The organism is Gynuella sp., assembly GCF_050297175.1.
Lineage (GTDB): Bacteria > Pseudomonadota > Gammaproteobacteria > Pseudomonadales > Natronospirillaceae > Gynuella.
In genome coordinates this window covers 1-20,427 of record NZ_JBNKSF010000029.1, presented here as the reverse complement: position 1 = coordinate 20,427, position 20,427 = coordinate 1, and the positions used below count along the sequence as shown (strand labels likewise).

General features: G+C 45.2%; 21 protein-coding genes and 1 pseudogene. 16 read left to right on the top strand and 6 right to left on the bottom strand.

Annotated features, from left to right (window positions below; translation table 11 throughout):
• Positions 1-256: 256 nt before the first annotated feature.
• Together ACQY6I_RS11205 and ACQY6I_RS11200 are read right to left on the bottom strand one after the other, a co-directional pair.
• A complete protein-coding gene (locus ACQY6I_RS11205; protein WP_428241577.1) occupies positions 257-1,348 on the bottom strand; it encodes a patatin-like phospholipase family protein in 1,092 nt (363 codons plus the stop codon).
• Between the two features lie 40 nt (positions 1,349-1,388).
• Entirely contained in the window at positions 1,389-2,147 is a 759-nt protein-coding gene (locus ACQY6I_RS11200) for an inositol monophosphatase family protein (RefSeq protein ID WP_428241576.1), read from the bottom strand.
• Positions 2,148-2,283: 136 nt separating this feature from the next.
• Here ACQY6I_RS11200 and ACQY6I_RS11195 point away from each other — a divergent pair, with 136 nt between their 5' ends.
• Genes ACQY6I_RS11195 through ACQY6I_RS11185 form a run of 3 tightly spaced genes read left to right on the top strand, consistent with a single transcriptional unit; the run spans position 2,284 to position 4,505 of the window.
• Complete coding sequence (locus ACQY6I_RS11195; protein ID WP_428241575.1) at positions 2,284-3,042, top strand: RNA methyltransferase; 759 nt, start codon at positions 2,284-2,286, stop codon at positions 3,040-3,042.
• Between the two features lie 9 nt (positions 3,043-3,051).
• Positions 3,052-3,885, top strand: a complete 834-nt coding sequence (gene cysE / locus ACQY6I_RS11190; RefSeq protein ID WP_428241574.1) for a serine O-acetyltransferase — start codon at positions 3,052-3,054, stop codon at positions 3,883-3,885.
• Between the two features lie 23 nt (positions 3,886-3,908).
• Complete coding sequence (locus tag ACQY6I_RS11185; protein WP_428241573.1) at positions 3,909-4,505, top strand: hypothetical protein; 597 nt, start codon at positions 3,909-3,911, stop codon at positions 4,503-4,505.
• A 302-nt stretch (positions 4,506-4,807) separates the two neighbouring features.
• On the opposite strand, the gene ACQY6I_RS11180 is transcribed toward ACQY6I_RS11185, so the two are convergent.
• The 3 genes from ACQY6I_RS11180 to ACQY6I_RS11170 form a co-directional block, all read right to left on the bottom strand.
• Positions 4,808-5,578, bottom strand: a complete 771-nt coding sequence (locus ACQY6I_RS11180) for a UDP-2,3-diacylglucosamine diphosphatase (protein WP_428241572.1) — start codon at positions 5,576-5,578, stop codon at positions 4,808-4,810.
• 208 nt (positions 5,579-5,786) lie between these two features.
• The gene (locus tag ACQY6I_RS11175; protein ID WP_428241571.1) at positions 5,787-8,426 is read right to left on the bottom strand and encodes an ExeM/NucH family extracellular endonuclease; all 2,640 of its coding nucleotides are present in this window, start codon (positions 8,424-8,426) and stop codon (positions 5,787-5,789) included.
• Between the two features lie 280 nt (positions 8,427-8,706).
• A complete protein-coding gene (locus ACQY6I_RS11170; RefSeq protein ID WP_428241570.1) occupies positions 8,707-11,367 on the bottom strand; it encodes a glycoside hydrolase family 9 protein in 2,661 nt (886 codons plus the stop codon).
• 859 nt (positions 11,368-12,226) lie between these two features.
• Between ACQY6I_RS11170 and ACQY6I_RS11165 the strand changes: the two genes are divergently transcribed.
• From ACQY6I_RS11165 to ACQY6I_RS11105, 13 genes and pseudogenes are all read left to right on the top strand, one after another.
• Positions 12,227-12,505: a hypothetical protein gene (locus ACQY6I_RS11165; protein WP_428241569.1), complete on the top strand. Its 279-nt coding sequence runs from the start codon at positions 12,227-12,229 to the stop codon at positions 12,503-12,505.
• 529 nt (positions 12,506-13,034) lie between these two features.
• Positions 13,035-13,328: a hypothetical protein gene (locus tag ACQY6I_RS11160; protein ID WP_428241568.1), complete on the top strand. Its 294-nt coding sequence runs from the start codon at positions 13,035-13,037 to the stop codon at positions 13,326-13,328.
• A complete protein-coding gene (locus ACQY6I_RS11155; RefSeq protein ID WP_428241567.1) occupies positions 13,325-13,702 on the top strand; it encodes a hypothetical protein in 378 nt (125 codons plus the stop codon). Before ACQY6I_RS11160 ends, ACQY6I_RS11155 begins: the two co-directional genes overlap by 4 nt.
• A 393-nt stretch (positions 13,703-14,095) precedes the next feature.
• Positions 14,096-14,374: a hypothetical protein gene (locus ACQY6I_RS11150; RefSeq protein ID WP_428241566.1), complete on the top strand. Its 279-nt coding sequence runs from the start codon at positions 14,096-14,098 to the stop codon at positions 14,372-14,374.
• Between the two features lie 6 nt (positions 14,375-14,380).
• A complete protein-coding gene (locus ACQY6I_RS11145) occupies positions 14,381-14,569 on the top strand; it encodes a hypothetical protein (protein ID WP_428241674.1) in 189 nt (62 codons plus the stop codon).
• Between the two features lie 11 nt (positions 14,570-14,580).
• Positions 14,581-14,948: pseudogene (locus tag ACQY6I_RS11140) on the top strand (RHS repeat domain-containing protein); the annotation flags it as partial.
• A 66-nt stretch (positions 14,949-15,014) separates the two neighbouring features.
• Positions 15,015-15,857 carry a DUF7668 domain-containing protein gene (locus ACQY6I_RS11135; RefSeq protein ID WP_428241673.1) on the top strand — a complete coding sequence of 281 codons (843 nt, stop codon included), beginning with the start codon at positions 15,015-15,017 and terminating at the stop codon, positions 15,855-15,857.
• 36 nt (positions 15,858-15,893) lie between these two features.
• On the top strand, positions 15,894-16,211 hold the full coding sequence (locus ACQY6I_RS11130) for a hypothetical protein (RefSeq protein WP_428241565.1): 318 nt from the start codon (positions 15,894-15,896) through the stop codon (positions 16,209-16,211).
• Positions 16,208-16,453: a hypothetical protein gene (locus ACQY6I_RS11125; RefSeq protein WP_428241564.1), complete on the top strand. Its 246-nt coding sequence runs from the start codon at positions 16,208-16,210 to the stop codon at positions 16,451-16,453. Before ACQY6I_RS11130 ends, ACQY6I_RS11125 begins: the two co-directional genes overlap by 4 nt.
• A 578-nt stretch (positions 16,454-17,031) precedes the next feature.
• On the top strand, positions 17,032-17,544 hold the full coding sequence (locus tag ACQY6I_RS11120) for a hypothetical protein (RefSeq protein ID WP_428241563.1): 513 nt from the start codon (positions 17,032-17,034) through the stop codon (positions 17,542-17,544).
• Positions 17,545-17,760: 216 nt separating this feature from the next.
• A complete protein-coding gene (locus tag ACQY6I_RS11115; RefSeq protein ID WP_428241562.1) occupies positions 17,761-18,114 on the top strand; it encodes a hypothetical protein in 354 nt (117 codons plus the stop codon).
• Between the two features lie 316 nt (positions 18,115-18,430).
• Positions 18,431-18,877, top strand: coding sequence for a hypothetical protein (locus ACQY6I_RS11110; RefSeq protein ID WP_428241561.1), 447 nt, complete (start codon positions 18,431-18,433; stop codon positions 18,875-18,877).
• Between the two features lie 765 nt (positions 18,878-19,642).
• Positions 19,643-20,119 carry a hypothetical protein gene (locus ACQY6I_RS11105; protein WP_428241560.1) on the top strand — a complete coding sequence of 159 codons (477 nt, stop codon included), beginning with the start codon at positions 19,643-19,645 and terminating at the stop codon, positions 20,117-20,119.
• A 44-nt stretch (positions 20,120-20,163) separates the two neighbouring features.
• Here ACQY6I_RS11105 and ACQY6I_RS11100 read toward each other — a convergent pair.
• Positions 20,164-20,427 (bottom strand): hypothetical protein (locus ACQY6I_RS11100; protein WP_428241559.1); only part of this gene is annotated, 264 nt, incomplete at its 5' end.

Here is a 20,427-nt window from a genome sequence, read left to right as displayed (position 1 = left end):
ATTACCAGTCTCATCGATCCACTTACGATCCTTAACTAAAAACCGCTGGCAGATAATTGCTCAAGTCTTATACATTGCCATGATAATTAATATGAGAGATCAGACAGAGTGATGGTCTGTAAGATAATTTGAACGGGTATGTTCGGAGGTCGCAGGATGTACGAGAGCTTTATTCTGATGTGCTGTGCAGTTGTACTGGGATGTATCTGGTATTTGCTGATCACAGATCCCAAGCGTAAAGAGCAGCGACGTTGATTCAGCGTTTAAGTGATCGCAGTCTGCTGGGTATTAACTCTTTCATTTCAACGACCAGTCTGTCTGAATGCAGTAATTCGTGCAGATCGTCAGCCAGCCGCTGTCCTTGTTTTATGGCATCTTTCCAGTACTGTTCCCGCACGTTATCGGGTATTTTTTTGAAATCGCCTCTGTCTGGAATTTTTCCGTATGGCAAATGCTGGATAAACTCCGCGGTAGGTGCCAGTAGTACGACATCCTCATAATTTCGGGCATTCACCCCGCGCCAGCGCAGAGATTTGTCAAACCAACCTGGCTTCAGTAATGGAGCAAAATGTGGATAAAGGATAATGCCGTTTTCCACGCGGAAGGGCAGGTCAAAGTGGTAATCAAGCAGTCCTCCGTCGCGGTAAGTGCCATTTGGGGCACCACTGATATCCTGAACGCCTTCTAGCACCACAGGGATGGACACTGAAGCTAGCAGTGCGCTCTTAAGGTTCTGTTGGTTTAAGCTGCTTAAGCGTCCCGGTATGCCATCCAAAGTTCTGTAGGGCGAGTCGCTCATGTGTTGCGAAAACACCACTCGCTCAAAAAAACGATTAAGCATTTTCCGGGAAACAGCATTGGCGACAGCACTGCCCATAAATCCGGTCAGTTGTTTGGGTTTATATTCCTGTTCCAACCAGCCATGGCAGCGTGCGGTTACAATATTCAAATGCCGGTTGGAATTTTCCAGCACAAAATCGATTTCACTGTCAGGCAGAAACTCCTCCAGCATGGTTTGGGCATTCGCAGAAACCACTGCGCCGGAGGCCTTTCGCGGGTAGCGTTGATGCAGATAGCTCTGTTCCAGTCGTAGTATTGCGGATTTGGGATCACTTTCGGCATAGCAGGCCATTCTCCAGGCACCGATAGATGATCCAACTAACTGGATGGGCTGATTGGCCTGGCTCAGGAATTTTGAGTTCAGGTATTGATCCAGCCGCGATAAAACAAACCATTTGGGCCCACCAGAGGCTCCGAGAATCATTTTGACATCCTGAGCCCGAAGACCGTGTTCCTTCAGGTGCTGGAATGCGCGTTTACCGGCGAGTATCTGCAGTGATCGAGCCATAGAGTTTTAACGCCTGACAATGAAATAAATACCGACCGAGTTACAGAGCCTGTAACAGTACCTTAAACAGTTTGGGGTTGGCGGCAATGATTTCTGCGCTATTGGCGAACAATGGTTTGCCTTTACGGTCCCCGGCAATGGCTCCGGACTCTTGCAGTAGCAATGCAGCAATGGACATATCATGTTCACTCAGACCATTGACCATGCAGGCATCGGTAAAGCCGCAGCAAAAATAACTGAGAGTTAGCAGACTAGAACCAATAATCCGTTGGCTGACGTTATGCGTACCGCAGCAGCTGACCCAGGATGGATCGGTATCAAAGCCATGCACGCCACAGCTTATGCCATCCAGACGACGGACGTTGGTGACGCGCATGCGCTGTTCATTACGGGTCATGCCCCGGCCGCGTACGCAACCAAACTCTTCGTCATTGAAAATATTGATGATGGCAATCTGCTCGAATTTATCTCTAAAAGCATGGGCTACACAAACGGTAGCTGCAGGATAGCCGGTTTGAAAATTAAGGTCGCCGTCAAGCAGGTTCACATACCACTTATGGCTTTTTTCCGGATTTTTGGCAGGATGCTCGCCAAGCTGTTTAAAAATGATGTTATGAGTGGGATGGGCCGCCCAAAGGTTTTTGACAACTCTGGCGGCAGCACCTTCCATTGCTTCAGTAAAAATTTTCTCGAGACTGTATCCCTCGTCCAACAGAGCAGGGATCTGCTGATAGGTGTATTTCATTTTTTCGGCGGCAGCACGGGCTGCACGCATCGCGATGTTTAAAGTCGGTTGCATGGTAAGGTACTTTGGTTGTTAAACAGCTACTAATGAAGTGGCGGCGGAGTTTACATAAAAGTGGGTTGAAATAGTAGGGGTGTATTCGATTGAGCGCTACAGGCACAATAGGCCTACTTATCGTTTTTGGGGAACCATGTTGCACGCCTTAGCTCATATTCGAATCGTTCTGGTTGAAACTTCTCTGAGTGCCAATATCGGGTCTGCCTGCAGAGCCATGAAAACCATGGGGTTGAACGATCTGGTATTAGCCAATCCGCAATGTGAAGTGGTTTCTGATGTCTCTATGGCGCGGGCATCAGGGGCAGATGATCTGTTGCAGCAATGCCGTACCGCGCCTAACCTCGCTGAGGCAGTCAGTGACTGTACTCTGGTATTGGGTGCCAGTGCCCGTAGCCGTAGTTTTCCATGGCCGTTACTGAATCCCCGTCAGGCCGCTGAGAAGGCGCTGGCGGTGGCGTCACAGCAGCAGACTGTCGCTCTGGTTTTCGGTCGCGAGCGTAGCGGGTTGACCAATGATGAATTGGCTCAGTGTCATGCTCACCTGCACATACCGGCGAACCCGGACTACAGTTCATTGAATGTGGCGTCAGCCGTACAGGTACTGAGTTATGAGTTGCGGATGGCGTATCTGGCCGAAGAGGTTGATTATCAGTGGTCTGCCGTCAGGGAAGAGCCTCCTGCCAGCCATGCCCAGATGGAAGGTTTCTTCAGTCATCTTGAGCAGGCGCTGGTTGATATCGAATACCTTGATCCCAATAATCCCAAGCTTCTGATGAATCGCCTGCGCAGGTTGTATTTGCGGGCGGAACCAGACACAACGGAAGTCAATATTTTACGTGGAATCTTGAAGCAGACTATTAAAGCGGCCTCCGGGAAGCTCAAGCCAAAATAAGGAACTATTATGTTTTCCAGACTCAAAGAAGATGTAAGCAGCGTCTTTCATCGTGATCCAGCAGCCAGGAATTTTTTTGAAGTATTGACCACCTATCCAGGCCTGCATGCAGTTCTGTTCCATCGGTTGAGTCATAAGTTATGGTGTTGGGATTTCAAATGGCTGGCACGGATGATTTCCACTTTTGCACGCTGGCTCACTGGCATTGAAATTCATCCCGGAGCCAAAATTGGTCGTCGCTTCTTTATTGATCATGGGATGGGAGTGGTTATCGGCGGCACTGCCGAAATTGGTGATGATGTCACTATTTACCAGGGTGTCACTCTCGGAGGTACCAGTCTGGAGCCTGGAAAACGCCATCCGACTCTGGAAAACAATGTGATTGTTGGGGCTGGAGCCAAAATTCTTGGACCTTTCACCGTTGGCGAAGGAGCGAGAGTCGGCTCGAATGCGGTGGTCACCAAACCTGTTCCGGCTGGCGCTACGGTTGTGGGTGTTCCAGGCAGAATCATCAAAGCACCAACGCCAATACCCGAACAGGAACAAGCTGATGCCAAGCGCGCTCAGATTGCCAAGGCCCTTGGGTTTGATGCGTATGGTGTCTCTGAAATGCCGGATCCAATTGCTCACGCGATCAAAGCTATGCTGGACCACATGCATGCTCAGGATGCCCGTCTGGATAACATGTGCAGTACGCTTGGTAAGCTTGATAAAAACTTTGAAAAAATTGATATACCCGAGTTGAAGGGTGAAGACTTCGAAGTTGTCGAAATAGCCGGTAGTGACAATCCCGATCAGTCGGAGGATGCTGTATCCTCCACCAAAACAGAAAAAACATCGTAGAACAATAACACCAAGGATATGCTATGACTCATATGAACCGCATCTGTCTGTTGCTGACAGCCGTATTAACGCTGGCCGGATGCGCTGGTTTGCCAGGCAAAACTCCCACTGGAGATGCCAGGCTGCTGGTGCCGCTGCAAATTGATGACGAAGTGGGCGGCGCCCAGAACATCAATTACCTGCTATTTATGCGCGACAGTCAGGGAGAGGAGTTTACGGTAGATCTTTACCCTTATGCCTCCAAGCCGTGGATAGAAGTCAAACAGCTGAACGCTGGTACTTATACCATTACCGACTGGGCGATGCGTGAAACTCCCAGCTCACCGAAATATTTCCACTTTTCCAAGAGTAAGCATGTGTTTGATATGCAGGTGACTCTGCAGGAAGGAAAAGCCAGTATATTCAACCAAGTATTGGTATTGCATCGTTATCGTGAGGACGGTATCGAAAAAACTGATCCTAGCTGGACGGGCCTGACCTCAACGCTGGTTGAACCCATCATCGAGCAGTATTCCAGTCGCAAGCAGTCTTTACCTCTGGCGGAGCCGGTGGTGACGGGCGAATACCATGAGCGCCCTGAATCTGAGAAAGAAAAGCGCAGTATCACCATTAATTTTTAACCTGCTGTCTGGCTTCCAGGTCGGTCGATCTGGAAGCCAATCCCAATGTTCTGAGACGCTTCTGCAAACCTCCGCAGCACCTATTTCCTGTCCCTTAGTGGTCATGTTTGGCTGGTTCTTCTGTATTTGCTGGTGATCGGTCTATCTATTGTTCACCCTGTTTTCAAGGCTGAGTCGAGTTGCTATCTGAGAGAGTAGTAGGGAGCGGTATAGGCTTTCGTTGGTACTGAGTGTGCTGCTGGGGGCAACGGGTGTTGGCGGACCTGATTGCTCAGGTCCGATGTGGTTTCTATAGTACTGTGCTATGCGGTTGCCGGTTGTGGTTGATGGACCGTATTGATGCTCCAGTCCATCAGTTGCAGTTTTCCATCAGTGGTTTCCACTAATGCTGAGCAGCTTTCCAGCCAGTCACCATCGTTGGCGTAGATCAGCCCATTGATCCGATCCAGTTTGGGTTGATGGATATGGCCGCAAACGACACCATCAACGCCTTGTTCTTTGCCGTAGGCAATGACTTTCTTTTCAAATTCGGTGATGTATGAACGAACTTTTTTGCTACGGATTTTCAATGCGCCCGAGAGTGACCAGTAAGGCTTGTTAAGTCTGGCTCTGATGCGATTAAGGTGGCGGTTAACCGTGATGATAGATTCATAAAGAAAGTCAGCAAAATGGAATAACCAGCGCGCGCAGGTGATTTCCTCGTCGAACCGGTCACCATGCAGTAACAGCAGTTTCTGACCATTTGCGGTGTGATGAATATATTCTTCATGGATGGAAATATGACCGATTCCCAGGCCGTTAAATTCGCGAAAGAAGGGGTCATGATTTCCCGGAATATATATGACTTCGGTACCTGAACGGGCTTTATCGAAGATTTTTTTCAGTACTTCCTGGTGCGCTTGGGGCCAATGTCCTTTTTGGCTCATCTTCCACAGATCGACAATGTCGCCGAGCAGGAATAGTTTTTCGGATTCAGTTGAATCGAGAAAGTCGGCCAGCAAGCCTGCCTGAGTATTTTTGTTCCCGAGGTGAGTATCAGAGATCCAGATGGTCCGGAAATATTGTTTTGACATGATCAGGCCCTATGGTCATGGGTTTTTCCCATTCTCGATAAGGGCAATGAAAGTAGTGTGTCAGACTGATTAAAAAAAAATGACACTGGTTATTATTTGTGATTGCTAAAAGATGGTTGGGTGTCTGTTGCGCCAGGGGAGTAGTGGGATGGCTGGTTGCCATCCCGAAGATAAAATCCCTTAACCAATACCGTTCAAATGACAGTCATCAATGGTGGGAATGATCTCTTTTGTGATAGTGCCCGGAGTGAGTATTGCTGAGCATTAGGGTGTCTTCGCTGCTGGCACCGTTGTTATCAGTTGCGGTCAATATAATCTGGTTGACGTGATTACGCTTCAGCACTGACTCCGGAACAAAGGCGAACCAGCTGTCAAATTCATCCCAGTTCACAAAGTTCCAATGATTTTTCACCACCCGGCCATCGGGATCAAAGCTGTCCGCGATAAAGATATGCCAGTTCCAAATGCGAAAATGGCTGATCAGTGCAATGGGCGGCTCATTGGCTGGCGTTAAAGACATGCTGATGATCACTGGATCGTGATCTGAAGAACGATAGGGGTCAGCGTTGTAGAGTGTTTCTGCCTGGCCGTCATATTTGTAATCGGTGTTGTAGTCCAGCACCGCAGGTTCATCGGTATTGATGTGCCAATCAGTGACTAACAAAGTTGCGTCAAGTGCTGCCTGATTGCCCAGGGCATGATCAAGAGAGCCTGACTGACCATTGAATACATAAGAGTAGTCTCCCGGCAATCCCTTGGCTTTTTTGAGGTTGTTAAAGCCAGCACTTTCCAAAGTACGAATCGGATCTTCCATGGCATAGGAGTTGAGGTCACCAATGATGAGCGTGATGGGAGTGTCGGTACCCGTCGGGCTGTCTTCTAACCATTGTGCCAGGGCTTCGGCGGCCATAGTCCGGGTCAGGTTGCAATTACCCTGACCGTCGCCCAGGTCCGGGTCGCCAAGGCTAACGCAGTCGCTACCTTTGGACTTCAGGTGGTTGACCGAAACTGTAAGCAGTTGATCGGTTTCCAGATGTTTGAAGCTGACTGCTAATGCTGTGCGGTTTTTACCGTCGTTAAACAGCGGTTCACCCGTATCTGGATCCAGAGCGGAGTTGCTGGAATCCAGCTTTGCGCTGGACAACAGCTGTACACTGGATGGGCGATAAATCATGCCGACGGCTATTTCATCAGAGCCAAGATTGCTGAGACCAGGGTCAACATAGGCGTAGGCTTTATTGGTTGGCAGCTCGGCGTTCAATGCGTCTACCAGGGTGGCGATGGCGCTGTATTCGTCATAACCATCGTTTTCAATTTCCATCAGGCCGACGATGTCACTGTCAAGGGCCACCAGAGCGGGCACCAATTTATCGAGCTGACGCTGAAACTCTTCTGCGTTATCGGCACCTCGGGAAGTGGGGAAGCCACCGCCCTGACCATCACCGTTGAAAAAGTTCAGTACGTTGAAGCTGGCGATTTTAAGGTTCGCCATAGAATCGATTTGTGGTGACAACGTTCTTTGATTGGTTGGGTCAAATGTGACTTCGCCAACGGGTTCAAGCAGGTATTCACCGAAGCTGTAATTGATAACGCCGGTAATGCCAGGGACACTGTCGCCGATTCGGACCGTGTTCAATGCTGACAGGCCTGGAGCCGGATAAATGACCGGTACCGGATTCTGGTTGGAGTAACCATCGTCCAGTTTGATGACGTTCAGTGCATTGTTGGCAATCACATCCAGTGCATCCTCGCCCGGCAGGGCAACTTCGGTACCCTGATAACGACGGCCCTGTGACAACAGCATCTGGCCATAGCGGCCCAGCTGATAGACTTCGTTGACGGTCAGGGTTTGTGGAAATTCCACCAGCATACCTTCGACCGCTTCCAGCTGATCAGTCGAACTGAGAGGCAGGTTGATAATAGTTGTAGCTGGCAGTGGTTGATTGCTGGACAGTACCTCGATAGCACTGACATCGGTGAGTTCAGTCAGGTCAAAATATTCGGTCACTTTGGCCGTGACTTTTACTTGATCGCCTACCTGAACAGGTTGTGAGGAATATACGAAAATACCTTCTGAGGTGCTCGCGTCACCATCCTGATCGGCATCTTCTTCCTGAATAAAGAAACCATTGAATGAATGTTCATCCTGGTAAACGGCCACAACCACCGCAGTTACAATGACCTGTTCGTCCACCATGGGAGAACTGGCGCCACTACCCTGAATTTCGGAGATAAGTGCTTCCGTTGCCGTTCCGCTATTACCACCGCCATTATCAGAACCGCCTCCCAAGTCATCAAAGGTATCCTGAGGATAAGCATCCCATTGCAGGGAAGGGTCGAATTCGTCGTTAGGATTGGTGTCGCCACTGGTGATATTGCTGTGTCGGCGCAGGGTGGCGTTAGCGGTTGAGACGCCGTTGACGTTCCATTGGCTGCCAGGGTCATAGCCGTATTGGCCAAATGAATCGATGACGGCCTCACCTTGTTTCAGGATCAAAGTGTCATCGCCATTAAAATTGATGACGGAACTGCTGATTTGATCAGCTACCGCCAGGATATCATTGCTGGCACTGCCATTAGCGAGTACATAAACGCCTCCGGCGGCGAGTGAACCATTCAGGTTCACCGAAGCCGTCCGGCTGGTTTTGCCGTTACTGTACAGTTCCAGGTTGTATGTACTGAGATTGATCTCCTCGGTACCGGTGTTCTGCAGTTCAATTGCTTTGTTATAGCTCGATCCTTCGATGTATTCACTGATGATCAGGTCTGCCTGAGATCCGGCTGCAATCATGCTGATTGCCAGCATCAGAGCCGTTTTTTGTAGTGTCTTGTTTATCGGGCTACTCATGGGATTATCCTTTAATGTTCGCCATATGCAGGTTACAGCTTGCACCATTCAGATTTCGTTATGATGAAAATCTTTTGGAAACCTCGCGTCAGTGTATTGGTTCAATCAGATGATGACTATATGGTCAAATAACCAGTGTTTGCGTGTTTATGCTGTGAGTTGTAGTGGTTATAACTGAGAGACAGGTGGTGCTGAGGTGGGGGCGGAGAGTATTGTTGATCAAACGAGTAAAGCCTTGGCCCTGATTGAATAGCGGCGTCCTTGCCGCTGGGTATGCGTGTTATTGACAGCTTGGAGCGGTATAGCTGCCAGTGAATCCGGCCTGAAAACCAAACTCTACACTAGCCCCTGGGGCCAGTGTGCCATTCCAGTTATTATTGCTGACGACGATCGGGGATTGGGTCGTGTCAAATGAGGCAGACCAAGTGTTGCTGATGGTATGCCCGGCAGGAAGCAGCAGATTAACCTGCCAGCTGTTTAACGTGGTGCTTCCCTGGTTAGTCACTTTAACCGATGCAGTGTAACCGTTATTCCAGCTATTAGCCGTTAAGGTGCAGCTGAGATCACCACTTGTCACGGGTGGAGTGACGTTGATTGTAGTCATCGCGGTGACAGAGTCAGCTTTGCCGTCATTCACAATCAGTTCGACAAAATATAGCCCCTCATCGGTAAAGGTATAGCTTAATTGTGGCGAGGTACCGACCTGTTGGTTTTTAACCAGCCAGCGATAGGTGAGTGGATCACCATCGTTATCATAGGATTCGCTGCCGTCAAATTGAACCGTCAAAGGTGCCGGACCGGTTTTGGTGGACGCTGAAAACTTAGCAACAGGCAGTGTATTACCCTGGCTACCTGTTATATCGATAAAGGTAATAACCCCAACTTTGCCGCCATTGCCATCGCTGATTTCGCCAATTGAGCCAAAGCGGCCTGTTTGGGTATAAAGGTGATCAACGACCAGTCCTTCACCACTGGTACCATCTCCAAAATCCCAGGTTGCGGTCAGTTCATCACCATCGGCATCAGTGGACGCACTGGCATCGAAGGTGACCCGTAAAGGCGCTGTGCCTGTTTTAGGAGTAACGGTTACATTCGCGACCGGGACATGATTCAAAGCAGTATCCTGACGGGCATATTCGTCGTAGAACGCCAGTACCCAGAATAATGCACTGTTCCAGTTGATGGTGATTTCATTCGTGGACCAAGCACCAATGTCATCGACATAACAGGTTTGTGGCCTGGACTGGCAGCCATCTACCGCATCTTTTGAGACGTCGTCTTCAAGACCGGAGTTCGGTCCGCCAGCCAGCGCACCTGGAGGAGCCCAGGGGTAATTATTATTCAGAGCGCCGGCCCAGAAACGGTGGTGTGGTTGTTTAGTGGCATTTTGCCCGTAACCGGTTACGTAAGATTTTGAAAGGGCGTTACGACCAAACAGATAATCCAATCCCCGGCCTACCTCATTCAGGTAATCCTGGTTATCTGTAAACTCATAAGCCAGACCCAGCAGTATCATGAAATTACCAATGACGCTGTTGGAACCCCAATAAAAGCTGTCAAAATTGAGGGGTATTTGATAACCCTCTCCCCGGCTGATCTCCAGAAGGTCATTAGCACGTGCAATGATGCTCTGTTGAGCCTGCGACCGGAGGCCGGAATTGGAATAACTGGTAACCGTTGCCAGAGACATGACGCCGGCTGCCTGAGTACCTTGCCAACCCCATTCGCTGGCAGCCAGGTTCGTATTGATGTCAGACAGGTATTTGGATTGGCCGGTCGTAATATATAACTCAGAGGCAGCCCAGCTGAACTCGTCGGCCACATTCAGGTCATCATATCCGCCACCGCCATCGTTGTAGTCATTGCCATAAATCATATCGGGGTGTGCTTTAGCGGCATTCCAGGCTTTTTCGGCAACGCTCAGGCAGCGATTGGCAAATGCCTGATCAAAGCGGCTCCAAATCCGTGCACACTGGGCCCCCACTGCGGCAACATTCAACGTTGCTGCCGTTGTAGGAGGAACCAGGAATCGGGTATTGGGATCTTCGTGCGGTGCCAATGGCAGTCCGGTCCAGGCCTCATCATGCATTTTATGATGCACCATTCCTGCCAGCGGCTTGCCATCTGGAACCTGCATCGCCAGCAAGAACTCTAACTGCCAGCGAGCCTCATCAAGAACATCTGGAACATTATTGCCACTTTCCGGAATATTCAGCATGTCATCGGCAAACGGGGTTATCCGGTTTGCGCTGCCGGGGGCAGGAAAGTCGGTATTGTCTCCCCAATATCTATAACGTTCGTAGGCATTGAGCAGTTTCCAGGCAGAAATGCCGCCGTTAACAACGTACTTGCCATGGTCGCCAGCATCATACCAGCCTTTGGTGACATTCAGGCTGTAGTCACAAGTACCTGGCCAGCAGGCGACATTGTTGTCACCTTTGTTGGGGGTGACGTTGAGGTGTCCGGCCGGGCGTGCCCATTTGCTGTCAGGGGCATAACTGCCATGTCCACCACCGGTGTATTGGGTTTCAATCTCGATACCGCTACGGTTGTGATAAAAATAGCGGATTGAATCAAATGTGGCAGCCATGAATGTATCTGCATTGATTTCAAATGGATAGCTGCTGTCATTGCCTATACGTAATTTAAACTCATCCCCGGTAGTGGTGACGGAAGAAAAGTCTATCTGGTGTACGTATTCTCCGGAGGCTTCATCATTGCCGAAAGGGACGGTAGTACCGGATTTAACTAATTGATTGCCCTTCCACAACTGCCAGTTCAGCGGCGAACTGGAGTTGTTGGCATAGGTCGCCACTTTCGGGCCATTGGGAATATAACCCAGTTGATTGACTCTGGGGTTTCCAAGCTCAGCAAAGGCAGGTATGGATACAGCGGCCAGTAAAATGGGTATACCAATTGAGCTGGTAAAGGTCTTAATCATTGCTGTGGGCTCCAAGTATTGTTGTTTTTACAGACTTATCCTGACGACACCAGGCTTCAGCCTGAGGACGAAAATTTAAGTACATTCGTAAATTGAGTAGCGAATTTGTCTTGCTTCAGAAAATTCAGCGAAAAAATGTTAGTGGATTTACTGGATTGATTTCCTCCTCCTTTATGAGGATTTTTCAGGTTTTTCAGGGAAATAGAGGTATGTACAGATATGTTCCAAAAAATAACCATCGACAGGATATATCCCAGCAGGAGATTGCCTGTTAATGGATGGGGATCACTGCCAAGGATGATAGGTTAAAAAACAGTAAACAGGGGTGGTTTTATGCGAATGTACAGTCAATACAGTTATATCTGGGCATCAATGACCAAGCATTGCCACGAAAACCTACAGCTGGTGTGATGTGTTCAGCCCCGAACTGACAACGTGTGGAAAAAAGGATTTTTCCTTAACAGAGACACCTATCACATAACCGAAATAAATTCATGATCCAAAGCATGCTAAGTGGAACAAAACTGAGTCAGATGAACAACAGCATGATTGCTCTTCTGAGACAAAACGTACGAATATCAAAGGCCTATTGAAATTCTCTGAATGCATAGCTTTTAGATCTTTTGGGATAGATTTTACTCAGAGTCAGCAAGCTATTTTCCGGGCTAGAGTTTTTGCGGATTTGGCTTCGAGATCAGCTTTGTCGTTGGGGTTGTGCTCATCTTATAGCTAGCCGTGATATCGATTGACAGAAATATGCGGTGTATTATGCAGAAGCAATGGTGTTCGGGAGTAATATTGACGAAATGCTTAAAAAGGCACGAGACAATAATGGTTCAGGTAATCAGGAAGAAGACGAATGATAAATTTGCTTCATATATTGAAAAGACAAAAAAGACTGTTCAGTGGGGCGCTGATTTTAATAGTTCTGTCTTGTTCGCAGCCAAATGACACTGCTGTAGAGTTGCCTAGCTTTGAATTATTACTGACTCGCTTTCAGCAGGGAGCCAGATTTGATATGTTAAACGAAGTAGATGGAATCCCTTTAACGGGGGCGCCTAGGTTAGATCATTATGCCTGTGCAGATGCAATTATTAATTCAAGCTCTTCAGAGAACAACGGTATTGACTGGGAATAACCAGATGATTCCGTAGACGGGAGTTACGATATAGTGGAGTTGGCAATTAATTCTTCTTGCCCACCAGAAATATTTGAAGCTATCTGGTTGAGTAAATTAAGAACAAGAAAACCAGATGAAGAGGTCCTGTATAGTAGGCGTATCGCGAGATCGAATCAGTAGATTTACTGAAAGTGATGGTCAAACATGGCCTCGATTTAAGCCGGGTATTTGAGGATGGATATACCTTAAGAAGAGAGGCGTCAGAAGAAGCGGCTGACTGTGTGGTTTATTATATTGATAAGACTTTAGGACCTGACACAAACAACAATCCCCAACCTCACACCAGTACGGATAAATAGTCGACCCTAAGATAAAAAGAGGCGCAATTATTTACGATCCTGTTCTCTAAGAAGCATAATCATCTTACGGCTGCAAGTGAGGCAACAATCGACTTTGGGGTATCAGCTGCCGGTGCCGCTATTCCATATATTCCTGCTCCATTATTAAAAGCTACAGAGGCAGCAAAGCCGCCGCTGCAAGTGCCAAAGTGGCCAAATTCAGAGGAATATGTGCAAGCGGAAGTTTAACTGGAGCATTAGAGAAATTTGCGCCAGGCGTGAAAGGTAAGTTATCGCCTGATAGCGTAAAACTAGGGTTCAGACGCGATAATTATGAGATTAAATACGATTTAGCAGATGGCTATTTTCGTATTTTTGATTTAAAGAAAAATCAGTCTGTAGATATAGATGGGAAATTGCCAAAGAACGGATATTTAAACGGACAAGAGGCTAAAGATGCTGCGCAGCAACAAACCCATTTCAATAATACTGATCAGAAATGACATACTATATTTTTACTACCAGTGATTTGAGTGTTGAACAACCTGATTATTCTGAGATGCTCAAGTGGGCTCAAGATCATGATGGCTCTCAGTATATGTTAACGCTCTCTGTAGAAGAGTTTTTGGAGATCACTCATAACGGTTTCTTAGATCAAGCTAGTTACATTGCAGATGCCATTTTATGTGCAGGAGAGGAAACGTGGGTATGGGAAATGGATGTTAAGTTAAAGCTATTACATACAATTCAAAACTCTATCCAAAACCATCTGTACAGTGAAGCCTATAAAAATTCGACTAATATTATGGGAAAAATTGCAGTAATCGTGGAACAATCTGTTATAGAAGATCTTGTGCTTTACTTGATTTTTAGATGAAGGGGACGAAGCCTTGAAAAGGATCATGAAGGATCATGGAATCAGACCTTACAATTTATATAGGTTAGCCTCCTGCCCACCAACAGCCCGCCTGGGGCCGTTCTGTTTAGGGCCAAACCCGTTACCGCCAGAGCCTGACCGCCTTCACCTCGCCATACACCCGGTTCAGTTGCTGTTCGATGGACCCAATCACCCCACCGATTAACTTGATAAAAAAACCGTGATAAAAAGGACATCCATAAACTTGTTTATGTTTCCGAAGGCTGTGGCAAGAAATACTTTGATGCAGCCAGGTCAGATGATGAAGATACTGATCACGACGGTATTTACGATGGTGACGAATATTGCCTTTACCATACCAATGTGTGTGACGGGGATTCTGATTGCGATTTTGTGAATGATTACGATGAAATTCATAAATACCATACCGACCCCTTATCCCGTGATACCGACGGCGACGGGATTGAAGATGGTACGGAAATCGACTTAAAACTGAATCCATTAAATATCGATACAGATGGTGATGGCCTGATTGATTGCCAGGAAGGTGATTCGGTAGCAGGACAAAGATGCCCGAGCCAATATGACAACTTATGGTGTCAAGGGACTGATCCGGCGTTATTTGATACCGATGGCGATCAATTGAATGATTATGAAGAGTGTGTCACCTAAAAACACCTGCATGTTGAAGTTGGCTATGCTGATTACGATGATGATGGCTGGTCAGATGGTGAAGAAGTAAACAAATATCATACCTCACCAACCAGTGCAGATACTGATGGTGATGGTATGTCAGATCCTGAGGATGAATTGACGCTCTATAACGCTGGGGCCATGGTGGCCATTATCGGCTTGATTTTGAATTAGGAGGGCAGGGAATGAAGTATATGAATGATATCGTTCGGAAGTTGGTGGCTTACCTTTTAACATCTATTGTCATGCTAAGTTTGGGTTTGGTGAATCTCAACTCTCAAGCCGAAATCACCACCACCCACTACCATACTGACGCCTTGGGGTCACCGGTTGCAGCTACTAATGAGCTGGGCAAGATGATCTGGAAAGAAAACTACATGTCTTATGGCAGTAAGGTCGAAAATCAGGACCTGAAAACAAACAACCGCATTGGCTATACTGGTCATGTGCATGACCCGGATACAGGTTTGACGTACATGCAGGCCCGTTATTATGATCCGGTTTAGGAAGGTTTTATGCCGTGGATCCGGTGGGGTTCGTGGAAAGCAATCCGCTCAGTTTTAATCGGTATGCTTATGCGAATAATAATCCGTATAGGTATGTGGATCCTGATGGTCAAATGGGGGAGTCGGTCTTAAAAGGCCTGACAGCATTCATAGTATTCGACACAGCTGCACCAGAGCCCACAGATTTTACTCGGCCTAAATGGGCAGGATATGCAGTAGCAACTGGCGCCCTTTCTGGTTTAGTTTGGATGACAAAAAAGGGTGAGGATGAAGAAGCTCTATCTGAAGATGGGCAGATCAAGCCGATGGTGGGAAATTACCTAAACCACCTACCGAACCAGGGAGTGTGCCGAAAGACGAAAGAGATCCACAGCGGTTTTTTACTCCATCAGCACGAGAGAAAAAACGCGCTGAACAAGACAGCCAATGCGCAAATGGCTGTGGTACTGAAATTGATGCTTCAAATTCTGCAGGTCACCATATTGAGAGACACGCGGATGGTGGACAAACAGTGCCAGAGAACCATGCCGAAGTGTGTGTGGATTGCCATAAAGAACTTCATTCTCCGGATTAATAATATGTCAGAAATATTGGTAGAAAAAGACGAAGAAAACCAAACACTAGTACCTTCAATATGGCGCGAAACCTTAGTTAGTATTGTAGAAGCGATAAAGGCAGACACCTTTGAACAGTTAAGCGGTGTTAAAGGGGTTAAACCCATATCCGAGTCAGATGCTGATATCATAAGAACCAATATTGCTAGCTATGGTTGTCGTTTAAGCAGTTTGTTGGATAAAACTTGGCAATCTTCTGCATGTCAATGGATGAGAGAGTATTGGGATGTTCTGATAGATTTATGCACTGAAGAAGGCATTAGTGATCTAGTTTTATCCGTGCGTATCTATGAAAGTGAGGATGGCTTCAACTTTGAAGTTCAGTCAGTTTATGTTCCCTAAGAGATTGGTGAGGAATAAAAAAGGACATCCATACACTTGTTGGGAGATTATGATGAGGCAAAGGGTAGACCATTCTGTTCTTTCATAGATAGCAGTCCTATTCGTGCGGATACCGATAATTATAAAATTTTAAGAAGATTTCTTATCAAATATGGATTAATAACACGTATGGATAGTTTAGAAGAGGGGAAAGTTTATCCAGTGCTAGTGACCGAAGTTGCTTCACATGGAATCAGCGTCAGTTATGAAAATAGTGATGGCTACATGATAGGATTTTCGAGATCTGTAAGGTTGGTGATGTTCTTAATGTTAAGATTCTGTCTGTTACAGATGTTAGGTTTTATGCTTCATTGAAAAGAGCTAAAGAACTGAAAGATCCTTGGAAAGAAAGCAGCTTTAAATTAGGTCTGATTACTACAGGAAATGTAGTGTTGGTTGCTGAATTTGGCTACTTAATTAAATTAGAAAATAAGTTAGTCGCAACAATGAAGAGTGGAAATAAAAACAAACAGTATATGAAGAATGATCAGGTCAACGTTCAGGTATCTCATATTGATTTTGAAAGAAAAAAAATTGAAGTAATTGATATTGGATAAATCAATAGGGTTATCAGATTTCATGATTTTAATCAATCCTTAAAAAAGGACATCCATAAACTTGCAAGCTTGGCCGTTTTGATTTTTTGGAATTGTTATGACAGTTAAAAAAGTAGTGCTCGACTTTATCGGGGCATTTTTTCTTTTGTCCGTTTTGGCCACTCAGATGCCGAGCATAATGGTTCTTATTGTTTTTGCGATTCCCGTATTTGTTTTGCTATTAAGTCAGTGTAGATGCAAAGAATGTGGAGAAGGTTACGGAATTTTTCTTCAGAATTTCGATCTTCGTACAGGAAAATGTTTGTCTTGTTCCAAAAAAACTAACAAACAATCGGGGGCAGACCCCAATTAAAAAGTTGTGAATGCCTTCATAAGGCCCTTCACAACGATCAGAATGCAAGCGGTAAGGCTTCGGCTTTAGCCGCTTTCTTTTTGCCTGTGACCTTCACGATGGCGCGGGCAATTTTGAAGTTAAAACACGCCGTGTAGCAAGGGACGAAATATTTGAAATTTTGGATAAATCTAGTTTGATATCAATTGGTATCACAAATAGCCTCTATCAATAATGGGATGTGGAAATGAAAAAAATATTGTTTATTTATTTGTGTTTCTTTGCGTTATTTTCATACGCTGAGCAGGCAAATATTAAAAAGTATAAATCTCTTACAAATGCTAACTTAGACTGGTATAAATCAAATGTCTTGGATGTGAAGAATTTGTTGTTAAATCGTAAGTGTTCTGAGGCTGTGCCTTTTGTTAATACTTTGGGTGAAATTTGGCAATTTAGGGATGGTGCTATAGGTACTGAAATTTCTCCTATGATTGCTCAGTCCTTTATAAGTTGTCCGCATCTTACTTTTTTATGGTTTGATAAGCACCCAAAAGCTTTTGATGATTGGGTGGCAAGTCTGCCAACTACCCTTTTAACGGATTATGATGGTTCGTATACTGACGAATTAAGTATTTTAAAAAAGGAACTATTGGTTTCGTTAAAGTCATATTTGAAGTTGAATAATTACGAAAATATTGAGTTATTGGCCCATGATCTTGTTAATAAACTCGAAACCACAGAGGTTAGAGTCGTTGATTAAAGTTTAAGGGTGTTCAAAATTCTGTGTCAGTTAATATAAAAAGGATATCCATAAACTCTCAAGATCATAGTGATGCAACTGGACATGTTGGAATATATGTCGGTGATGGTACAGGGGTATGGGCGGGAGAATATACTGTGAATACTGGCAATATCTTGGACACCTTCTCGGAGCATAGTTCATCTATTGTTTATAGAACATATATAGGTGATGAAAATGATGAAGATAAATCAGAATAAAATTATGTTGACAGTCATTAGTATATTACTTCTGTTTTGTATATGGGCATTATTCTCCGCCTTTAATGCTTGGTATGCTTTTCCTAGTACAGAAAAAATAGATAATTTAAATTATTCTCAAATTGAGGAGCAATTAGGTAAACCTTCAGTTGTAATGGAGGGAAAGTTCATAGCATGGGATAAGGAAATCGGGTTCTTTAAATCGAGTATTTTGGTTTCTCACGAAAAAAAACTAGCGTCTTTGTCAAAAGGTCTTTTGATTGAAAAGTGTCTTCGATTAGAGTTAGGTAATATATCTATTAAACTATACAAGATGAAACCGGAACCATAGGGATCTTGCCTTTTGTTGTTGTAGAGCATCATGGGGTCAGGTCTTACAATTTACATAGGTCAGCCTCCTGTCCGCCAATAGCCCCGAACGGGGCTGTTTTGTTGCGGCCAAACCCGATACCGACAGATCCTGACCGCCTTCACCTTATCATCTTGCGGCTGCAAATGATGAGGATTGGTTGTATGGAAACGGAGATTATACAACTTGGCATGGAGGTACCCGTGAAGCCGACTCATCTTGAAATGTGGATGATCCAGATGAAGTGAGACGCAATGGGGAAAGATTTATAGACACAGAGACTGGTGGGACCGTTTATGTGGATGGTAATAAAGTGGTGATCGATGGTGTTAATGGTAAAATGACGCAATGGAATGATCAAACAGACGAGGAAACCTCAAATAAAGGTTGGGACCGGAAAATGGGAGCTAATGGACTAATGAATACGGAAAGGGCTGACGCTGGAGCCCTTATTACTGAGTATATACATGATCTGTTTATATATTCTGACTATGATAATTGGACAAGTAGTCTTGCTCATGGGGATATAGGCAAATGGTATTCGTCGATTGTTGAACTCGACAAATGCGATTGCCCCACAGATGTCTTGAAACAACTGGGAGACACTGCCATACGAAAATTTATAAAAAGGACATCCATAAAATTGCTTTATCCAGTGACTCAAGTGCAACTACATACAGGCATAATTAATGCTGTTGATGCCAATGTTCTGTCCATTGCTAATAGCATTAGACTCGGTGAATAGTAATTCTACAGCGGGAGCTATTGTAAACCGTGCTGATCAGGGTTTCTCCTTAGTACCGGGAGGGAAAATTGAACCAGGTGCATCTGTTGCACATAGAGTTGAATTCGTTGATTCTTTGATGTGTGCAGATGAAAACCTTGAGCCAAGCTTTAAATCAAATTAATCGAGTCTTATTTATGAAAAGTAGCATTTATGGTTTGATTGTATGCCTTTGCCTGACTGGATTGTTATTACTCTCTGATTTTATCGCGAGAAGGACCGGTTTGGATGTCTTAAAGAATGGTATAGATGATACTTTGCTTCTAATATTTATATGCGTGATTCTTATAGTGTCCATCTATATCTCATACGCTGGAAAACAACAATTTAAATTGACCAGTCTAGTTCTTCGATTGATCATTGAGGCAGTTTTTCTTGTAGGCATGATCACTTTTATAAGCCTAAATTATTCCTGTTATTCCGGTCTTGGTTGTACTTAGAAAGAGTATTCATAGAAGCATCTAACCCTGAAGATCATAATGTGTATGTCAGATCAGGAGGAAGAAACACATCTTTGAACATTTCCGCTGAAGATTTCCATGCAGTTGGAGCAACTGTATATGGTGAAGGCCCACCTTCTAGGAGGACTGTTGCAGAGGCAACAGCTACGGCAAATGTTATAAATAACCAAGCTGCAGCGAGAGGTGAAACTATAGTCGAATCTGCAACAAGTGTTCGTTTTTTTGCTCGATGAATGATAAATACTGGTAATTTTAGGAAAAATATATGTACCAAGACATACCTGTGAAAAGTCTTATTGAGCCTACAATTTATCGCTCTTTTGAAGAAGCAATTGTAGGTTCAAAACAAGTCTCTAATTTGCAAAAAAAGCTAGATCATATTAATGGTAAGACTGCGATTGAGTATGGTTTTGATGGAATCACTTTGAAATTATATTTCGACAGTCAATTTACACTACGAGTGTCTATTGCCGATAAGCTTATTAAATGGGATGTAGAAAAAACGATTAACCTGGAGGCTAGTCGACTGGATCAAAACTATACTTTTATTTTTCCAAATGGTGAGAAATTTAAATGGGGTTGGGATGCCGTATTTAGTAAGTTTATCGGAAAACAGGTAGCAATTAGCACAAGCGATCAATATCTCTTCATATTTTATCGTGGAGGCCCTGAGTTCATGTTTAGCTCACTGGTAAATTCTGAAAATGATACAGACCATTATCTATTTTTAGCAGAAGCCTAACTCAAGCATTATTCGACCGAAGCCAAGGATAACGGGGGACGCATTTATTTTTGTAACCCCGTTCCCTTCCAAAGAGCCTTTTGATAGGCTCTTTTATATCCGACACCAACCAAACTCACAAGGTAAAAAAGAACAAGTAAAAAAGGACATCCATAAATTTGAAACAAGTAAAAAAGGACATCCATAAACTTGAAATTCATTTTCAGATTGACTAACATTCGCCACCATGACCAAATCCCGTAACGAACAAGTCTCTCTGGAAGAGACGTCTTTTTATCATTGCATGGTGCGCTGTGTCCGGCGGGCGT